At 30.6% G+C, this 21,070-nt stretch carries 9 protein-coding genes; 4 read left to right on the forward strand and 5 right to left on the reverse strand.

The features are described 5' to 3' along the window. Positions 1 to 48: 48 nt before the first annotated feature. The 4 genes from CELLY_RS12270 to CELLY_RS12285 all read right to left on the reverse strand — a co-directional run bounded on the left by CELLY_RS12270 (position 49) and on the right by CELLY_RS12285 (position 9,518). The gene (locus CELLY_RS12270) at positions 49 to 1,641 is read right to left on the reverse strand and encodes a family 16 glycosylhydrolase (protein ID WP_013621998.1); all 1,593 of its coding nucleotides are present in this window, start codon (positions 1,639 to 1,641) and stop codon (positions 49 to 51) included. 96 nt (positions 1,642 to 1,737) lie between these two features. Then, a complete protein-coding gene (locus CELLY_RS12275) occupies positions 1,738 to 3,348 on the reverse strand; it encodes a RagB/SusD family nutrient uptake outer membrane protein (RefSeq protein WP_013621999.1) in 1,611 nt (536 codons plus the stop codon). A 16-nt stretch (positions 3,349 to 3,364) separates the two neighbouring features. Further along, positions 3,365 to 6,406, reverse strand: coding sequence for a SusC/RagA family TonB-linked outer membrane protein (locus CELLY_RS12280; RefSeq protein ID WP_013622000.1), 3,042 nt, complete (start codon positions 6,404 to 6,406; stop codon positions 3,365 to 3,367). A gap of 298 nt (positions 6,407 to 6,704) precedes the next feature. Further along, positions 6,705 to 9,518, reverse strand: coding sequence for a helix-turn-helix and ligand-binding sensor domain-containing protein (locus CELLY_RS12285; protein ID WP_013622001.1), 2,814 nt, complete (start codon positions 9,516 to 9,518; stop codon positions 6,705 to 6,707). Between the two features lie 324 nt (positions 9,519 to 9,842). Between CELLY_RS12285 and CELLY_RS12290 the strand changes: the two genes are divergently transcribed. The 4 genes from CELLY_RS12290 to CELLY_RS12305 all read left to right on the forward strand — a co-directional run bounded on the left by CELLY_RS12290 (position 9,843) and on the right by CELLY_RS12305 (position 20,310). After that, positions 9,843 to 13,565, forward strand: a complete 3,723-nt coding sequence (locus CELLY_RS12290) for a two-component regulator propeller domain-containing protein (protein WP_244847009.1) — start codon at positions 9,843 to 9,845, stop codon at positions 13,563 to 13,565. A gap of 179 nt (positions 13,566 to 13,744) precedes the next feature. Then, positions 13,745 to 16,816, forward strand: coding sequence for a SusC/RagA family TonB-linked outer membrane protein (locus CELLY_RS12295; RefSeq protein WP_013622003.1), 3,072 nt, complete (start codon positions 13,745 to 13,747; stop codon positions 16,814 to 16,816). A 21-nt stretch (positions 16,817 to 16,837) separates the two neighbouring features. Beyond that, on the forward strand, positions 16,838 to 18,424 hold the full coding sequence (locus CELLY_RS12300) for a RagB/SusD family nutrient uptake outer membrane protein (RefSeq protein ID WP_013622004.1): 1,587 nt from the start codon (positions 16,838 to 16,840) through the stop codon (positions 18,422 to 18,424). 131 nt (positions 18,425 to 18,555) lie between these two features. Next, positions 18,556 to 20,310 (forward strand): alkaline phosphatase, encoded by a 1,755-nt coding sequence (locus CELLY_RS12305; protein ID WP_013622005.1) that lies wholly within the window; start codon positions 18,556 to 18,558, stop codon positions 20,308 to 20,310. 59 nt (positions 20,311 to 20,369) lie between these two features. On the opposite strand, the gene CELLY_RS12310 is transcribed toward CELLY_RS12305, so the two are convergent. Beyond that, positions 20,370 to 20,981, reverse strand: a complete 612-nt coding sequence (locus CELLY_RS12310; protein ID WP_013622006.1) for an RNA polymerase sigma factor — start codon at positions 20,979 to 20,981, stop codon at positions 20,370 to 20,372. Positions 20,982 to 21,070: the final 89 nt, after the last annotated feature.

Below are 21,070 nucleotides of genomic sequence, written 5' to 3' on the forward strand. Positions count from 1 at the left end.
AACGCTGGTAACTTTATTTGTTATCGGCGTTTTCGTTTTTAGTATTTCTTAATTGTTTTGTAGCTCTTCTTTTTTCTGAAAAACTCTAACATAATCTACAGCCATATGTTGAGGAAAAACGGTATCATCAATTCCTTTTTGTCCGCCTAGCATACCACCAACAGATACATTTAAAATTAAATAAAATTTTTGATCAAAAGGCCATTCTGCCGTTGTCTTGTGCTCATTAGCAAAACTATTATAAACCACGTCATCCAGAATAAAATCCATTTTTTCTGGTGTCCATTCTAATGAGTATGTATGGTAAGTATCATTAGGGTTACTTATAAAAGTTTTTTTCCCTTTTTGTGTTTTTTTTAAGTGGTTGTATGCTTTTGTGTGTATAGTTCCAAAAATAGAATCTGGACTAAAGCCTACGTATTCCATAATATCAATTTCACCACTTTCTGGCCAGCCAACCTCTTTTCTATTTTCTCCTAACATCCATATGGCAGGCCATAAGCCTATTCCTTTAGGAAGTTTAGCCCTAACATCTATACGGCCATATTTCCAAGATGCTAAGCCCTGAGTCTTTATTCTGGCAGAAGTGTATTTTGCGCTATCAATTTTAGGAATATAATGTAACCAGCTTTTGTTTTTAAATGCATTACTTTTATAATCCTTGTTGGCAACACTTTCTTTGTGGGCTTCTATAATTAAATTTCCTTTTTCTACTCTTACATTTTTAGTATTACTTGTAAAGTATTGTTTTTCTTCATTACTTATAAAGCCAATATCATATACCCATTTTTTATTGTTGGGAGCTCCTTTGTAATTAAACTCATCACTCCATACTAGTTGATAGCCATTAGAAACTGGATTTTTTTTTAACCTTTTAAATAGTAGTTCTGGTTCGTTAGTTGTAATATAATTAAAATTATGGGCAATAAATAAATCTAAGTTTTCTTCATTATTTACAGTCCATACGTTAAGAGCTAAATTTAGTTTTTTAGCTTCTTTTATCCATTCTGGATGTTTTTTAAATACATTTTTTTCATAATCTAGTCCAGAAATTGAATCCTTTTTTAGTTGACTAGGAGCTTTAGATCCGTCTAAATACTGTGTATTAGCATTAGGGTCTAGTTCTTTTATTTTTAGCAGTATGTTGTAACTAAAGCTTATGTACGTTTTTATATAAGGGTCTGCTTTTAGCCTTTTAACTTCTTTAATTACTTTTTCGGTAATTATAGAGTTACGCTCTTTGTATTTAGAGGGTTTTATTTCTAAAACTAGTCCTGTAGAGGTATTATTTTTCATACCAGCAAGCAAATAGTCTTTTAAAGTTGGTAATGTTTCTCCGTTAGATAATTTTTTTTTAGATAACTCTGCAAATGTGGTATCTTCAATAGGTAAGTTGTTGTAAGTAGGGTCATGGGTTACAATTAGTATATTGTCAGAAGTCATTCTAACATCAAATTCTGAACCAGTACAATTTAGGGAAATAGCTTCTTTTAATGCAGCAATTGAATTTTCTGGTAAATTTTTATTTTTCCAAGCACCACGGTGTGCAACTACTGGGTTATCTGCAAATAATATTTTATTAGTATTATTTGTTTTACAGGCACTAAGAGCAAGAATAAACGCTAAAAATAAGATACGCATATTTGTATTTATATAAATTATTATGTAATAAAATGCTAAGGACAATTAAATTGCCCTTAGCTTTAAAAAACTAGGTAACTAAAAAACTAAACTTAATTAATATCCTGTGTTTTGTGGGTAACTAGCTCCTAATAAATCTAAATCTTCCTGAAAAATTGGAAAATTAATATAATGATCTTTCCAATTTATTCTTGGGTCTTTACTTCCTCCAAAATAGTTTGGATAATATTCGCCATCTCCAGAGAAATTTATCATTTGATTATTTAAAACATCAGCTCCCATTCTTTTTAATGTAAACCAACGCTCTCCTTCAAATGCTAGTTCACGAGCATTTTCATCTAGTATATCTTGCATAGTAACACTAGTTAAAGGTGCTGCATTTGCTCTTGTTCTAATTGCATTTATGTATGGCAAAGCATCTCCGCTAGATCTTAAAATAGCTTCTGCAGCTATTAAATAGGTTTCTGCTAGTCTGTAAACTAAAATATTACTTCTTTGTGTGTAAGAGTTAGGGTCGTCATCTTCTTGTGCAAATTTTATACAAGAAGGGTGTAACCTTTGGTAGTACCTTGTGTAAGTGTCACTAGGGTTATCTAAATCAGTTATAGGTTTATAAATATCTATTTCATCACCAATATTATCTCCTGTATTGTAATAATATTTTAGCCTAAAATAGGTGTTGTCATCTCTTGTGTCATTTGGGTCTTCTGCTAAAAGATTTAATAAATATAGGTTTGGTAAAACTCTAGAAAAACCTCTACCGCCTTGTTCTATATCTGAGTTTATGCCAGATATTTGAAAATATTGAGTTACATAGTTGGCATTCATCATAGTTGCGTCTCCACCTCCTAATACATCATCTTGTGACTGTATAACAAATAATTGCTCGCTATTATTTAGGTCACCTTTAAAAACATCTGCAGTAGAAGAAACTAAACTGTGTGGGCTTTCTGGATCTTCAATTACAGATAAAGCTTGTTCTTTAGCTTCTAACCAATCTCCTTGCCACATAGCTACTTTAGCTTTTATGTGTTTAGCTGTTCCTTTAGAAACTCTACCAAAGTTTACATTCCAATCTAAATGTTCTATAGCAAAATTTAAATCGCTGTTTAATAAAGCAAAAATTTCTTCTTTTGATGATTTATTCTCTATAACATTAAAAGCATTATCTACAGTTACAGATTCTGTTGTAACATATATGTTGTTATACATTCTGTACAGAAAAAAATAAGACTGCGCTCTAAAGAATTTTGCTTCTGCAATAATTTGGTTTCTAGTGTCCTCATCTATATTATCTACAACCTCTGCTGCATTAATAATATCTGTAGCTTTATTGGTAATGTTGTAGTAATGTTTCCAAAATAAAGAAGAAACCAGTTCTGTGCCATAATCTATTGGTGATACGCCTCTTTCATACCTTCCCATTAAGCCTGTATAACCAGATCTACTAAAGGTTAAATCGCTTCTAGAAGATAAAAGAACAGCTCCCATGTAATCTTCTGTTCTTTGGTCATACCTATCTCTATTAAATTTATATAAACTTACTACGCCAGATTTTAAACCTTCTTCTGTAGTGTATACATAGTTAGAGTCTATTAATGTGCTTGGCTGCTCTTCTAAATAGTCTTGGCAACTAACCATACTAATTATGATAAAAGCAAACCCTAAAATACTATTAGCTTTTTTGTATATATATGTTGTATTCATAATGTTTGTTTTTAAATTATAAACTTGCTTTTACACCAAATGTGAAACTTCTAGAATCTGGATAACCTGTATCTGAACTAGAAAATGTATTTCTAATATTTACTTCTGGGCTATAACCTATATAATCTGTATTGGTAAATAAGTTGGTAGCAGTTACATAAAATTTAATTTGATCTACATTAATTTTAGATAAAAAGTTTTGTGGTAAACTATACCCTAAACTTAAAGTTCTTAGCCTAACATAGGATGCGTCTTTAACAGCAAGGGAGTTTAAATACTGTGGTGTAGAGTCATAACTAGGTCTAGGGAAACTTGTAGACGGATTTTCTGGTGTATAATAAGGTACTTTTACACCATTTAATTTACCAGATAAAGTACCACCATTATTAAAGTCTGATAAAAATGGGTTTACTTTAGTAGCCCCTTCTACAGCATAAAAATCTACAAACAAATCAAAACCTTTGTAAGATAGTGTTGTAGATAAAGAGCCAAACCAATCTGGGTTAGGATCTGTAAATACTCTGTCTTCTTGTGTTATAGCACCATCACCATTTGTGTCTTTAATTCTAATATCTCCAGGCCTTAAATCTTCTTGTGTAATTGTAGATTCTGGGTTTGCTTGTGGTGCATTTGCAAAGTCGTCTCCTTCTTGAAAAATTCCATCAAACTGATACTGTCTAATAACTCCTGTTGGTTGCCCTACATAGTAGTTATAGGCATCATCCTCTAAAATAGGTTCTCCATTACCATCGTTATATAAGTTAACTAATTCATTTTTATTGTTAGACCAGTTTGTAGAAACAGACCATCTAAAATCTTCAGTATTAATTAGGTTGGCAGTTAAGCTTAACTCTATACCAGAATTTTTTAATTCACCAGCATTAAAATAGGTGTATCTATAACCTGTGGTAGATGGCACACCTCTTCTTAACAATAAATCTTTAGTTCTAGCATCATAATATTCTGCAGTACCAGTTAAAAAGTTTTTAAACAATGAAAAATCTAATCCGAAATTTAAGGTTGTAATGGTCTCAAATTTTAGATTTACATTTGGTAATACTACAGATGGTGAGTAACCAGATGCAGATTCGCTATCAAAAACATAATTTTGTCCTTCTGCAGTAAACAAAGATGTATATGGTCTACTAATACCATTTACTAAAGAGCCATAACTTGCTCTAAACTTTAATTCTTGTACAGCAGTAGATTCTTTCAAGAAGTTTTCGTTGTGAATTTTCCAAGCAACTGAAGCAGCAGGGTTATGACTCCATTTATTACCCTCGGCATTTACAGATGCACCATCTGCTCTATAAGTTGCAGAAAATAAGTACTTATCTAATAAAGTATAACGAGCTCTAGCCATAAAAGAGGCACTCTTAAAAGTGTTTTGGTCTCTTTCTACAGTAACATTACCAATGGCATTTGTAATACCATTATACCCTAAGCTTTCGTTTATAAAACTCCTGCCTTCTGTAAATGTTCTTGTAAATTTGTCTTCTTGTACAGACTGTACTAGCGTTAGGTTAAACTTGTTGTTGTTATTAAAGTCATTAGTATAAGTTAAAATATTTTCAACTAAATAAGACTCTTTTAACTGGTTGTCTATCCTAGCTATACCACTATCTGTATCACCAGCAGAACTTAAAGAAGATTGGTATTGGCCTCTTTCAGAATTTTTTCTAGTTAAATTGGTTTTTAATTGATAATGTAAATTTTTAGTTATTTGGTATGATGGAGATAAATTGATAATAAAATCGTTTCCTTTTTCATCATTATCTTGCTCTCTTAAATTCCATAATGGGTTTGTAGCAGATAATTCTTCTCCGCTAGGGTATTGAGTTAAACTACCATCTTCATTATAGGCTTTGCCTAATGGGGAAAAAGTAATTACATTAATATTGGCAGCTCTCTCTATATCATCAGACAATAAGTTAAAATCAAAATTTACAGAGAATTTATCATTTATTTTTTGGTCTACGTTTAGTCTTAAATTTTTACGTGTATAGCTTGATGATGGAATTATACCGTCTTCTTTAAAATAGTTTACACTAGCATATACTTTTGTAAAATCTGTTCCTCCAGAAACATTTAAAGATTGACTATTAACTAAGCCAGATCTTAATAATTCATCTTCCCAATCTACAAATTCATTATTTGCTATAGATTCCATTTCAATTTCAGAAAATGCATCTTCTTCATTTGGGTATTCATTTGTTGCATTGTTAGAACGTATAGCTTCTCTTCTTAGTTGTGCAAATTCTTCACCGCTATACACATCAAAATTTCGTTCAATAGATTTTGTAGTTACATAACCATGATAAGAGACGTTTACTTTACCACTTTCTCCTCTTTTTGTTGTTACTAAAATAACACCGTTAGCACCTCTAGATCCGTAAATAGCTTGTGCAGAAGCATCTTTTAATACCTCTATAGATTTAATATCATCAGAATTTATGTCTTCTATACCACCTTCTCTAATAATACCGTCTACTACATAAATAGCACTTGTATTACCTTCTATAGAACTACGGCCTCTAAAAATAATTTCAGAAAAACCACCAGGTCTTAAAGTTCCGCCTCCGACTTCTACTTGTAAACCAGCAACTCTACCTCTTAGCATTTCTGTAACGTCAGATGTTGGTGTTAGTGTTGCTTTACTTAGGTCTGTGGTAGCTACAGCGTTTACTAAATCACTTTTTTTCTGTGTACCGTATCCTACAACAATAACTTCGTCTAAGGCACTAGCATCTTCAGTTAATGTTATTGTTAAAGGAGCGTTTGTAATGGATACTTCTTTTGTAACATAACCTACATAAGATATAACTAAGGTTTGTGACGCTGTAGAGGTCTCTATACTAAACTCTCCATCAAAGTTTGTAGTTGTACCTATACTTGTACTTTTTAAGAGCACAGTTGCTCCTAATAAAGGAATTCCATTCTGGTCTAATACTTTACCAGATACTGTTTTTTGGTCTTGAGCATTTACTATAGTATTAGATAAAAATAGTAGTGCTATAAAAACCAATAATTTTGGTTGTTTTAATAGTTTTGAAATCATAGATAGTTAATTTTTCTCAAATAAACAGATAGTTCTATTTGTTTGTATTAACGAAATGTTATGAAACTAGCTGTTTAAGTATTGCTAAATTATACTATTAAAAATGAGAATAATTAAATTTTAACTATACAAAAACATACATTTTACATTTTATTGTATCTTTTTTTGGTAATTAAGCAATTACAGTGGTTTGGCAATTGTTTTATTTTGCCCATAAAGCCAAAAAACTGCCAAAAAAGAGAGAAAATTGGCTTGTAGTAGTGGTATTGTAGTGGTAATATTAAGCTAATATTATCAATTATATGGATAGTATGTGTTCTATTAAGTTAGTTTCTCTAGAAAGGTTCATTTTTTTTCTAAGTCTAGATCTTCTTACCTCTACACTTTTTACAGAAATGTTTAATAATGGTGCAATTTCTTTAGAAGAAAGGTTAAGTCTTAGATAGGCACAAAACTTTAAATCATTTGCAGATAAATCTGGATGAAGCTCTTTAGCTCTAGTTAAAAATTCTTTGTCTGCGTTATTAAATGCTTCCATAAAAAACTTTCTGTCCTTAACATTATTTAAGTTTTTATCTATAAGTTTAAAAACAGGGTGTTTAGTGTTAGTAATACCAGTATCTTTTTTAAGTTCTTTTTTTATTCTTCTTAACACCTCATTACGTTTTACTATACTCATAGTAGAGATGGCTAGTTCTCTGTTTTTACTTTCTATTTCTTGATTTAGCTTCTCATTTTTTAAACGAATAACTTCTTGTTCATTTTTAAACTCTAAAAGTTGCATTTTTTGCTTATTTTCTAATAAAGTTTTTTGGTGCTTTTTATAATAGTACCTTTTGTAAAATTTATGAGTTAAAAAAATAAGAAATAGCCCTAACAAAACATAACTAACTATTGCTATTGCTGACAAGTAAAAAGGCCTTTGTATGGTAAAAGTGTACGTGGCAATATTAGTAGATATTTTATTGCCTATTTTAGACCTAACTTTAAATACATAGTCTCCGTATGATAACTTATCGTAAGACGTATAAGAGTTTTGTGACCAACTAGACCAATCAGAATCAAAATTCTCTAGTTGATATTGGTAGTATGTATTTTCATACTTATTATAATTAGGAGTAGTATAACTAAAAAATACAGAAGATTGTTTAAATTTAAAATCTCCTTTATTGTAAATGTTTACATCACTATAATTTGTCTCCTTTTCCTTAACTTTTATTTTATCAATAAAAACTTGGTGAGACTTTGATTCTATTTTAGACAAGTTTACATTAATGTAACCATTTGTTTTACCTAGTATATAATTATCGTTATTTAAACTTGCTATATTTTCAAAACTAGAATTAATTTTTCTCCAATTATTTTCTATAGGGATAGATTTAATAGAAACCATATTTGGTAATGGACCTTTTTGTGCATACTTAATATCATTTTTATTAAAAGACCATAATAATTCTCTTTTGTCAAAAATTAATTTTCCAGACCTATATTCTTTTTTAGGAATTAAAGCACTTAGTACGCTGTCTTTTATAAAAGATTGTGTTTTATTTTCTAATTTAAAAACCCCATTTTCATTTGCATAAATAATATGATTGTTAGTTTTTGTTAAACCAGCTGCTTTTCCTTTAAATTCATCAAAAAGAGTTATTTTATTAAAACCAGTTAAACTATCATTTAAAGTTAAATGATATATACCCTTATGTTCATGGTTAACCCAAATATCTTTGGTGTTATTTATTTCAAAAAAACGAGAAGAGATTTCAAAACCATTTAGTTTGTTTTGCAATGTCCACTTATTATTTTGCTTATGTAAAATTGCTAAGCCAGAATAGTGCCCAAATAGTATTTTATTTTTTTGCTTTGGTAGGGGTCTAAAATTCCATACTCCAGAGATATTACTTATAAGACTTGCTTTATTGTTTTTAATATTAAAAACACCAGAATTGTGTCCGCAAAACAATTCATTGTCATAAGTATGTAAAGACCATACTTGCCCCTTTGTTCCGTTAATAAACTTAAGCTCTTTGTTAGAGTCTAAGCTTTTATAAAAAAGTCCTTGATTAGTACCAATGTACAAAAAGTTATTATGCACTATTGATGCATAAGTGGTACCTACATCACCATAATTGTCGTTATATTCTTTTATAAATGATTTTAAGTTTAAACAATTTATACCGTTATCTAAAGCTAGCCATACATTACCATCTACATCTTCAAACAAGTTAAGTACTGTATTATTACTTAAGCCAGTAGATTGGTTTATAGTATTAATAATTTCTCCTTTAGCAGATAAGTAAATAACTCCTTTAGAAATAGTGCCTAGTACAAAACTTTTATCTCTTAATTGAATACCTCTAAAAATTCGGGCTTTATCTAAAAAAGTATCCCCTGGAATGTGCCATTTATTTAAGGTTTTATTTTGTATTTTAAATAGACCTTGTGTACGAGTTAAAACAATTAAGGTATTATTAATAGAAAATATATTTAATATGTATTTTATGTTTAATTCTTCAGGAATTTTAGCAATTAAAATTTCAATTCCATTTTCTAGTCTAGAAATTGTACCATCTAATTTTTGCACATATACTTTAGTATTTACTTTAAATACTCTATAATAATTACCCTTGTCTGTTGTATAATGTAATTGTTTTTTTGTGGTATCATAAAAATAAATTCTATCATAGGATTGAAAAATAACATAGTTGTCTTGACTCTTTATATTCCATATAATTTCATCTTCTAACAATTCATCTTTAATGGTTTCAGAAATAGAAAAGTATGTTAAGCTACCATATTCATTTTGTTTCCAATACCCAAATTCCATAAAAGAACCAGTGTAAACTTTGTCATCAACAACCTTAACTGTTCTTATAACAGAACCATTAACAGAAGGGTATAACGTCCATCTAGAACCATTGTAGCCCAAAAGACCATCATTATTTGCTACGTATATATTTTTGTTATTATCCTGGCTTATGTACCAATTTTGATTTTCTGCACCATAATCTGTAGATAAAAAATTTAAGATAGGAGGTGTTTCTTGTGCTACTGTAGTAAAAGTAGTAAAGAAGCAAAAAAGTAAGAATAGGGTTTGATAATATTTATTTTTCATAATAGAACACTTAACAAAACAATATTTGTAACGTTATTTAAATTTCTAGTATAGATAGTTTAGACTCTGGTATAGTAATATAAGCCAAAAAGATAGTTATTGTTCCTAATAAGAACTTTATACATTGTTTTTTGTAAAAATATTATAAATTTCACAACTTTATACTTCTTGTTTGGTATTTGACTATAAATAAACATTTCACACTATAGTAATTTACCATAAACATTACTTTGTAACATTAGATACTAATATTAAATAAAGGTTTTGTTAATCTAAACCTAATATTAACTTGACCTTGGTAAGGTATTTTAGCTGTTTGTAAAAATGGCGATGAAAACGAAATTTTATATAGTATACCTCCTGTTATTAGCTTCTTTGTATGGCTACTCTCAACAATTAAAGTTTATAAATTATACTACAGACCAAGGATTATCTAATAATTCTGTTTTAGATATTTTAAATGATGACGATGGCGGATTGTGGATGGCCACTTGGGACGGACTTAATTATTTTGACGGTTACACATTTACCACTTTTAAACATGATATTAATAACCCAAAATCTTTACCAAGTAATTACCTTACCAGTATAGAAAAAGATAAGGATGGTTTTATATGGACCTTTAGTAATGAAGGATTAATTAGTAAATATGTTGGTAATAATGAGTTTCATCATTATAAATTTAACCAGCGTCCAAGGGCAATGTACGCTTCAACCAGCGGTGTTATAAATGTTTTGGTTGGAGAAAAAATATATAAATACAGTAATGGTAATTTTGTTGATGGCGCAGATGGCGCCTCTAAAAACAATCAAAAAAAAGAATTTAAAAAAATACTTTTAGCCAAATATCCTCATTTAGTTATTAATGATGTTTTAAAGGATAAGCAAGGTAATTTATGGTTTGCAACGTTTAAAAACGGAATTTATATTATACCCAACCACATTAATAATTTAACTACAAGTTTAATACATAACTATACATATGATGCTTATACACCTTATACTTTTTATAGTAATGAGGTAACATCATTAAACCAAGATGTGTATGGCAATATATGGTTAGGCCAAAAAGATGGTGGCTTAGCTATGGCATATTCGGGCTCTCAAGAAATATCTTCTGTTATGCCGCACCCTAATAGGTTTCCTCATTTACCAGTAGAAACTACAAGGGCTATTACTAAAGATGTAGCGGGTAATATTTGGATAGGGTATTACAACAGCGGATTGTATCATTATAGTGAAAAAACAAAATGTTATGTAAAGTTCCCTGTAAAAGAATCTAAACAAAACGAAGAGTGGGAGCGTGTAAGGTCTCTTTATACAGCTAAAGATGGTAGTATTTGGGTAGGTACATATGCGGGTATTTTACGTATTAAAAATAATAGTTACACAACTTTTGAAGCTGCTAACATACCAGAACTACCAAATAACAGAAATTATTCTTTTTATGAAGATGATAACCATACAATATGGATTGCCTGTTGGGGTGGTTTGGCTAAGTATAACTTAAAAACGCAGCGTTTTACAAAATTTAAGGGGCAAGATAAATTTAAAAATTACAATATAAGAAACATTAAAAAAGATAAAAACAATTTAATTATTGCAACCGAGCAAGATGGTGTTTTTATTTTAGACCTTACCACAGGTAATTACAAGCAGTTAACCAAAAAAAACGGAATTTTAGGTAATAGTGTTTATTCACTTTTTATAGATCATGATACTAACAACTATTGGATAGCATCATTGGGAGGCGTTACGGTGTACAACACAAAAAAAGGAGTTATAAAAAATATAACAGATGCAAATGGCTTACCAAGTCATATGGTTTATGGCGTTTTAGACAACCAAAACCAAATGTGGGTTAGTACAACAAAAGGAATAGCTGTTATAGACAAAAATACTTACCAAGTAACACCATTTAACCCAAAAGAAGGTTGGCAAGCACCAGAATTTTCTGAAGGAGCCTACTATAAAGACAACAAAGGATTATTATTTTTTGGTGGTGTAATAGGGCTTAATTACTTTAATCCTAACGCGCTAACTATTACACCTAATACAGCTAAGTTAAAAGTGCAGGTAAATAGTATACCTATTACTACAAATAAGGCAATTAGTAAAAAACATAGCAACAATACTATAAATGTAACAGTTACGCCTATAGTATTTCCGGTAAAAAAAACAAGCAGTTACTATTATAAACTACGTGGTAAAAATACTGACTGGATTTTAGCAAAAGGAAAACAAAATATTGTATACCAAAATTTGTCCTCTGGGGATTATACTTTTTTGTTAAAAAATAACCTAAACGATACACCAAAAGAGGTTTTTAGTTTAAAAATTGAAAAAGCATTTTACGAGACTATTAGTTTTTTTATGTTACTGTTACTTTTAATAGTGGGTATTGGTTTGTTGTTTATTTATTTAAAAAATAAAAGTACAAAGGCAAAACATAAAAAACTTGAAGAGCAAATTGTAGCAAGAACAAAGCTTATAGAAAAACAAAAGCAAGACTTGTTAAAAATTAATACTGAATTAGATGATAAAAACCAAGAAATTATACAGCAAAAAGAAAAACTTTTAAGCTTACATAACAATTTAAAAAATCAAGATTTTGAGGTAGATAAGTTTAAAAGCTTTGTACTCTCACAATTTCAGCAGCCATTATCTATAATACTAAAAATGGCACATGAGATTAAAAATAATCAGGAACCTAAAACAGAAATTCTACAGCAATCTGGTAAAATAATAGATTTAATATCAGAATGGAACTATTTAGATCATATTAAAGAGTTAGGAGAAGTGCGGTTAACTTCTGTTAAATTACTACCTATTTTAAAAGAAATAGCTAACAGTGTAAAAGAAAAATTAAAACAGAACAGCGCAAATTTTAATGCACAAATAGACAAGAGTATAAATTGGGTTGAGGTAGACTTATTAAGATTAAAACTTTTATTAAAATATATTTTTAATGATATAGTAAAATACTCAGAGGCTAGTAGCTTGTTAGATGTAGCTATTGTTTTACAAGAAAATACATTGCAATTTACAGTAACGTCTAACAGTACAGTTTTACAAGGTAATGTAAAAAATATTTTAAATTATAGTCCGTATTACAAGGCTTTTTTAGTGCTAATTAAAGATCTTAACGGTACTTGTAATTTAAACAATGCAGACTACTTTAGCTTTAATTTTTCTTTACCAGTTATTGTAATGCAGAACAATACAAAGGCAGTAGAAACCATTTCCTGGAAACACTTAGATATAAAAGAAAAGCTTCCGGTTAATAAAAATAAAATTTTAGTTTTTACTGCAGCTTCAAATTTTAATATTTCAAATCAGCTACTACAAAATACAGATAATTACTTATTGTTTGAAGATGTAGTAACCAATTTATCATCAGCCTTAAAACAATTACAGATAGATGTTTTGGTGTTTTATCAAATAGGATTTACTAAAGAAATAGCCTATTTTTTACAGAAGTACAAAGAAATTCCTAAAAAGGATAGAGTTCCGTTAGTATACATATCAGAAGAAATTAACTATGCATTACAAGAAACCTCTTTAGAATTTGGTATAGACGTAGTTATACAATTGCCAGCAAGTAAAACTTTTATCAGTAATAAAATTACGTCTTTAATAAATAGGAGTACAGGTCGTGGGCAAAACAAGTTTCAGCAAGAAATTTTTAAAATTCTTACAGAAGAAAATGATCTACAGTCTAGCAATGAAAAACTTTTAAAACGCAGTTTAGAAATTATAAAGGAAGAATTGTCTAATCCATCCTTTAATGTAGAAAAACTAATATCTATTTTAGAAATATCTAGAATTAAATGTTACAGATTGTTTAAAGAACAGTTGGGGCAATCACCATCAGACGTTATAACTTCTTTGCGTTTGCAAAAAGCAGAATATCTACTTAAAAATAAAAAGTTTAATATCTCAGAAATTGGTTTTGAGTGTGGTTATAGTGACAGTAAATATTTTGGTCGCACATTTAAAAAGCATTTTGGGGTAAGTCCTAAAACCTATAAGGAGCAAAAAATATAAAATGTATTGTTTGTTTAGGATTAGCTCTATGTTAGGTTAATGTTACTGTAACAAAAGTCCTATTTTTTGATGCTCAAATAGCACTTTTTGTACTAATTGTCCGCTTGCATGAAACAATTTTACCCCCTTTAAAAAACACCACACAATACATTTGAGAAAAACAAAAACTATAAATTAAAATGAAAAAATTATACTTTTTTCTAACACTCAGTTTAGGGTGTTTATCTACCATGCTAGCGCAGGTAACAGTAAAAGGCACAGTGGTGTCTAACGCAGACGGATTACCAATATCTGGTGCCGCAGTAACTATTAAAGGTAAAACTACAACAGGTACTGCAACAGATTTTGATGGTAACTTTACTTTACAGTTAAAAGAAGAAAATGGAGTATTGGTAATATCTTCATTAGGTTTTGCTAGTAAAGAAGTTGCTTATAATGGTAACCAAACAATTGCTGTAAGTTTAGATGAAGCAACAAACTCTTTAGATGAGGTTGTACTTATAGGTTACGGATCTACTAAAAAAGGAGATTTAACCTCGGCAATTGGTACAGCGGCAAATGTGGGTACAATTACAAGTAGACCAGTTGGTAATTATAAGGAGTTTTTACAAGGTAACATAGCAGGTGTTACTGTATTAAGTTCTGGTGGTGATCCAACAAGTACAGCTAGTATAAAAATTAGAGGTATTGGTACATTAAACTCGGAGTCTCCTTTAGTGGTTGTAGATGGTTTACCATATAGTGGTCCAGAAATTAACCCTAATGACATTGCGTCTATATCTGTATTAAAAGATGCTGCTTCTGCTGCAATTTATGGTGCACAAGCTGCATCTGGTGTAATTGTGATAGAAACTAAAAAAGGAAAAACAGGAAAACCTAGGTTAAATGTTAACTACTATACTGGTATAAAAACAGCATCTAATTTGCCAACACCTTTAACTGCACAGCAACAGTCAGAGGTGTATAACTTAGCAGCAGATAATGCAGGTGTGCCAAGACAATCTGCTCATGACGCAGCGCAAAACCCATACGGACAAGTAAACCGTACAAATTGGATTGATGCTATTTTTAGAGATGCAACTGTAAATAACTTAAATGTAGATTTAAGTGGAGCAGGAGAAAAATACAATTACTATACTTCTTTTGCTTTTAGAGATAGAGAAGGTGTGTTAGAGGGTACTAGTTCTCAAAACTATAGTTTAAGGCTAAAATCTGACTTTAACATTACAAATAAAATTACAGTAGGTGAAAATATTTATTTCTCTAGAGATGAAGCTTACGGTACTAATACAGATAATCCATATTCTGGTACTATAATAAACGCAATTTATATGCCATCTGCATCACCAACACGTTATGAAGATGGAAGTTTTGCAGGTGTTGTACCAGAAAACTTATCTCAGTTTGCAGGTGCTTACGGAGATGTTTACAACCCATTAGCTTTATTGTTAAGACCAACAAAAGAGTCTCCTAAAACATTTATAAATGCAAACGTATATTTTAAGTATGATTTGTTAGATGGTTTAGCATTTAAATCAAGCTACTCATATTCTTACAGAGATAATAAAACAAAAGAGTTTTATCCTCGTGTACCAGAGTTAGGCCGTAGTAATAGTCAAAATTCATTATTACAAACAAATACTACTCAAAATAAATGGATTTGGGACAACCAACTTTCTTACAACAAGTCTTTTGGTAACCACAATTTAAATGCAACAGCAATTTATTCTGCTCAAAAAACAAAAGGAGATTATATATACCTGCGCGGGACAGGTTTTTCATCAGAAGAGCCATTTAACCAATACATGCAAAATGCTGAGTTGTTAAATAAACCAAGTAATAACCCTTTTGAGGAAGCATTAACTTCTGCAATAGGTAGGGTTATGTATAACTACAACAATAAGTATTATATATCTGGTAGTATACGTACAGATGAGTCTTCTAGACTAGCAGTAGAAAACCAGTCAGATACTTTTACATCTGTATCTGCAGGTTGGAGAATTTCTAACGAGTCTTTCTTTAATATAGATGCAATAAACGATTTAAAATTTAGAGCATCTTGGGGAGAAATAGGAAACATACAGTCTATTAGTGGTTATTATCCTTTTGATGTTCCTGTAGCTAGTAGTAACGTAGTTATGGGAGAAAATGGTGCTTATTTTGATAATGTTGGTAGCTACGTACAAAGAAATGCAAACAGAAATTTAAAGTGGGAAACAGCAGAGTCTTTAGATTTTGGTTTAGATGCATCTTTATTTAACAACAGTTTAAGCTTAACTGTAGATTATTTTGAAAAAACAACCAAAGGAATGATTATTCCTGGTTTAGCAGATATTAACCAAGGTATATCTCCTGCAGATGTAAATGGCGGACAAGTAAAAAACACAGGTTTAGAGGTTTCTGCTACTTATACAAATACAAACGGAGCCTTAAACTATAGTATTAATGCCAATGCAACAACTATTAAAAATGAGTTAGAGAACTTAGATGGTTACGCATCAATTGGTCAGGATGTTTTTTATCATACAGACAATGTAAGAAGCGTATTAGTTCCTTACCAAACACAAGTTGGTGGTGCATTATATACGCCATATTTAATTCCGCAATTAGGCATATTTAATACACAAGCAGAAATAGATGCTTATACTAAAGATGGTAATTTAATACAACCAAACGCAAGGCCAGGAGATTTTAAATTTCAAGATACTAATAACGATGGTAAAATAGGCTCTGAAGACCGTAAGTACTATGATGCTTACCAACCTAAAGTAACCTATAATTTGGGTGCAAACTTAGACTACAAAGGGTTCGATTTTAATGTTATTTTACAAGGCGTAGCAGGTGTTAAGGCTTTTAACGGTTATAAATTTACAACCTATAATGGCGCATTATCTGGGTATAATTTAGATAACAGAGTTTTAGATGCTTGGTCACCAACAAATACAGATACAGATATTCCTATTATTTCTACAAAGGATGATAATAAAAACTTTGGTACTGCATCTAGCTGGTATTTAGAAGATGCATCATACTTACGTATTAAAAACGTAACCTTAGGATACACTTTTAACAATAAGGTAATGGATAAACTATCTAAAGGTTCATCATTAAGAATGTATGTGTCAGGAGAAAACTTAGTAACGTTTACAAAGTATACAGGTTTAGATCCAGAAGTAGGTGGTAAAGGATTAGATATTGCTAAATATCCTGTAGCAAAAACATTCACATTAGGATTATTACTGTCATTATAATCACACTAAAAAAAGAATACAATGAAAAATACATATAAAAAATTAGGATTAATTGCTTTGGGTGTTTTAGGGTTAAACCTAACCTCTTGCTCAGACGATTTTACAAACTTAGAGCCTTTGGGTAAGGTGTCTAACGAGAGTTTCTGGAAAACAGAAACAGATGCTGTACAGGCTGCAAATGGTTTATACTTGTTAATGTCTGACCAAGAAATGTTTGGTAGAGGTTTTTTCTGGTACATTAACGCATCTGATGATATGATTACAGGTCGTATTAAAGCCACAGCAGATGTTATAAAAGATTTTAATATTGATGGTAGTGAAGGAAGTTATACCTCTACTTGTTACACAAAATCTTACCAAGTAATAAGACGTGCAAATGATATTTTATTAAACGTTCCAGAAATGGAAATATCAGAAAGTACTAAAAACCGTGTTCTAGGTGAAGCGTATTTTATGCGTGCCTTTAGTTACTTTTGGGTAGCACATACTTATGGTGATGATGTAAATGGTGGTGTGCCAATTATTACTGTAGATAATATGTTTGATGAAGGAGGTAGTTACGTAAGACCTGCTTCTGTTGTAGAAAACTACAAGCAAATTGAAGAGGATTTAAAAAAGGCAGCAGAATTGTTACCGTTGTTTACAGATTATAGTGCAGAAGATTATGGTCGTCCTCATAAAGATGCAGCCTTAGGTTATTTAGCTAAAACAAACTTATACTGGGCAGCTTATGATGCATCTAGGTATGAAGAAGTTGTAAAATATGCAGATGCAGTTGCAACATCTGGTTCAGGAAGAGCTTTAATAGATACAGACAATCCAGAGGTAGATTACAGAGAGTTACACAGTCATTTAAATAACTGGACAAGCGAGTACATTTGGTCTGTAAACTCTGGTGTAGACCGTGGTAGTATTTTATCTGGTGTAATGTTAGAAAACAAAGGCTGGGGTAAATACAACGGTTGGGGTTATTACACTCCGTCTGAAGGGTTGTATAATGAGTATGAAACAGGAGATGTACGTAGAGGTGTTACTATTTTAAATTTTGGTGATGAATTTAAGTACTTTGGTGAAGATAAAAGATACCAATCAGAAAATTCAATCTCAGGTTTCCAGTTTAACAAATACATGTATGAGTTTCAGTTTGAAAACCCTATTGGGCAATACGTAAATTCTAACGGAGATAACCCAACTACAGTTTACAATGTACCATTAATGCGTTATGCAGAAGTGTTGTTAATGAAAGCAGAAGCTTTAATTGCAGATGGTAAAAACGGAGACGAGCCACTAAATATGGTTAGAGATAGAGCCGGTTTAGCACCAATAACAAATGCTACTATGGAAGACCTTAAACATGAACGTAGAGTAGAATTAGCAGGTGAATTTGCAAACAGACATTTTGATTTGGTACGTTGGGGAGATGCGGCTGCTACTTATGCAGAACCTATTTATGGAAGAATTTACACAGACAGGTCTAACCCAGATTCTCCATACACATCAGAAATAGTATGGCCTGCCAGAAATTTTGATGCATCTTATATGAATGTGTGGCCTATACCAAATACTGTTATAGAGTCATCTGGAATACCACAAAACAAAGGTTGGTAAATAAAAGTAAGTTTCAATTAGTTTTTTTAACAAGAAAAGGGTGCTGTAATTGCGCAGCACCTTTTTTATAATATACTCATATGTTCACATTTAAGAAAAAATGTATCATTCTTGTCGTTAGTTTTTTTTCTATGATTTCTTTTGCTCAAAAAGAAAATCAAATTCTTATTCATTCTCATAATGATTATCTACAAAATATTCCATTCTGGAATGCGCTATCTAGCGGAGCCAATATTATAGAGGCAGACGTTTGGTTAACAAAAAACAAATTGTTTGTAGCCCACACAAAAAAAGAAATAATACCAAACAATACGCTACAAAGCTTGTATTTAGACCCTTTGCAACAAGCTGTAAATAACAAGCAGTTAACAACATCTAATGTAATTTTAATGATAGATGTTAAATCTGATGCAGAAAAAACAATTCAAAAAATTATAACTGTATTAAAAAAATATACAGTATTAACATCACATAAAAATATTAAGTTTTTAATATCTGGTAACAGACCTAAACCAAGCACTTATTACACTTACCCAAGTTATATTTATTTTGATCATCAAGAGTTAAACAATACCCTATCTCCTAAAAACTGGGATAAAGTTGGTATGGTTAGTACAAGTTTTAAAAAATATTCTGTTTGGAACGGTAAAGGAAGATTAACACATACAGATTATGATGTGATAAGCAACGTAATTGCTTCAGTAAAAAAGCTAAATAAACCTTTTAGGTTTTGGGCTACACCAGATTCTAAAACAGCATGGAGAACATTTGTAGAGATGGGTGTAAATGTTATAAATACAGATATGCCGTACAAATGTGTAACTTATGTAAAAACATTAAATAAACGTACATTAACAACACAATCCTTATCAAAAACTTATATACCTACTTATGTTTCTGATAAGAAAAACAAGCCCATAAAAAACGTTATTTTAATGATTGGTGACGGTATGGGCTTGTCTCAAATAACGGCAGCAACAATTGCAAATAAAGGGCAATTAACACTTACGCAGTTAAAATCTGTTGGGTTACTAAAAACCCAATCTGCAGATGATTTAGTTACAGATTCTGCTGCTGCTGGTACAGCTATTGCTACAGGGCAAAAAACAAACAACAGAGCTATTGGCACAGATGTTAATGGTAAACCATTACCAACTTTAGTAGAAGTATTAGGTAACGCTAATTTTTTAACAGGTATTATAACTACAGATAAAATTACAGGTGCAACACCTTCTGCATTTTATGCAAAGGCAATAGATAGAGATAATACAGCACAAATAGCAAAAGATTTATTAAAAAGCAATCTTAATTTTTTTGCTGGTGGCGGGGCTAGTTTGTATAAAAATTTACCGCTAGAGAAAGAATTTACTATAGTAAATGATGTTTTAAAAGTAGGGGAGAACACGTCAAAAAAATTAGGAGTTTTTTTAGCAGACAAAGGAGTGCCATCGGTTATGGATGGTAGAGGTAACTTATTAGCGCAAACAACCAAAGAAGCATTATCTTTTTTAAACCGTAAAAGCACCCCATTTTTTTTAATGGTAGAAGCTGCACAAATAGATTCTTTTGGGCATTTTAATAACACTAAAGGCATTATAACAGAGACTATAGATTTTGATAAGGCTATAGCAGAAGCAATAAAGTTTGCAGATAGTAATGAAGAAACCTTAGTAATTATAACTGCAGATCATGAAACATCTGGTTTTGGTATTGCAAGTGGTAACGGTAACCACCAAAAAGTAGAAGGAAATTTTATAACTCATGACCATACTGCTACAATGGTTCCTGTTTTTGCGTACGGACCAAAGTCAAATAATTTTACAGGAGTTTTTGAAAACACAGAGGTGTTTTATAAAATATTAGAGGCATTAGAAGTAAAAAAATAGTTTTTTAATATTTCGTTTTTTAGTTTATTAGGCGTGGCAAAAGTTTTTTGTTGCGCCTTTTAACTTTTAAAAAGCAGTACTCTTTTTAGTTTTAAGATAGAAAAATATAAAAATAAATTACTATCCTTTTTCTTATTAATCTTAGTACGTAAAATATAAAAAGCCTTAGTTATTTGGGCTTCTACTGTTTTTATAGAAATATTTAAATACTCTGCAATTTCTATATTAGTTAACCCTTCTTGCTTGCTTAATAAAAAAACATTTTTACATTTAGGTGGTAAATTTTGTATTTCTTGTTTTACCTTTTTAATAAGATTATCAAAGGAGACAACATCTGTTTCTTCTACCAAATGGTGTAAAGCATCTAAATACTTTTTTTCTAAAGGAAAAACATTTTTTTGTTTTCTATAATGATCTATAAACTCATTATATACAGATTTATACAAAAAACTCTGTATAGAAAAATTGGCCTTTAGCTTGTCTCGCTTGCGCCAAACTCTCATAAAAACATTTTGCACAATATCTTCTGCCTCACTACGGTCATGTGTAAGGTTAAGCGCATAAACGCAAAGTTTCTGGTGGTAATCATTAACAAGCTTGTTGTATGCAGAAGTATTTCCAGACTTAAGTGCATTTATAAAATTAATGTCGCTATTTAATGGGGGACTCATATAAAAAGACAATAATTGGTTAAATATGTTGCCAATATATAAAAAACTTTAATAAAATGTTAGGGTTAAGTAAAATGTATACGTATTAA

The sequence above is a fragment of the Cellulophaga lytica DSM 7489 genome (genome assembly GCF_000190595.1).
Lineage (GTDB): Bacteria > Bacteroidota > Bacteroidia > Flavobacteriales > Flavobacteriaceae > Cellulophaga > Cellulophaga lytica.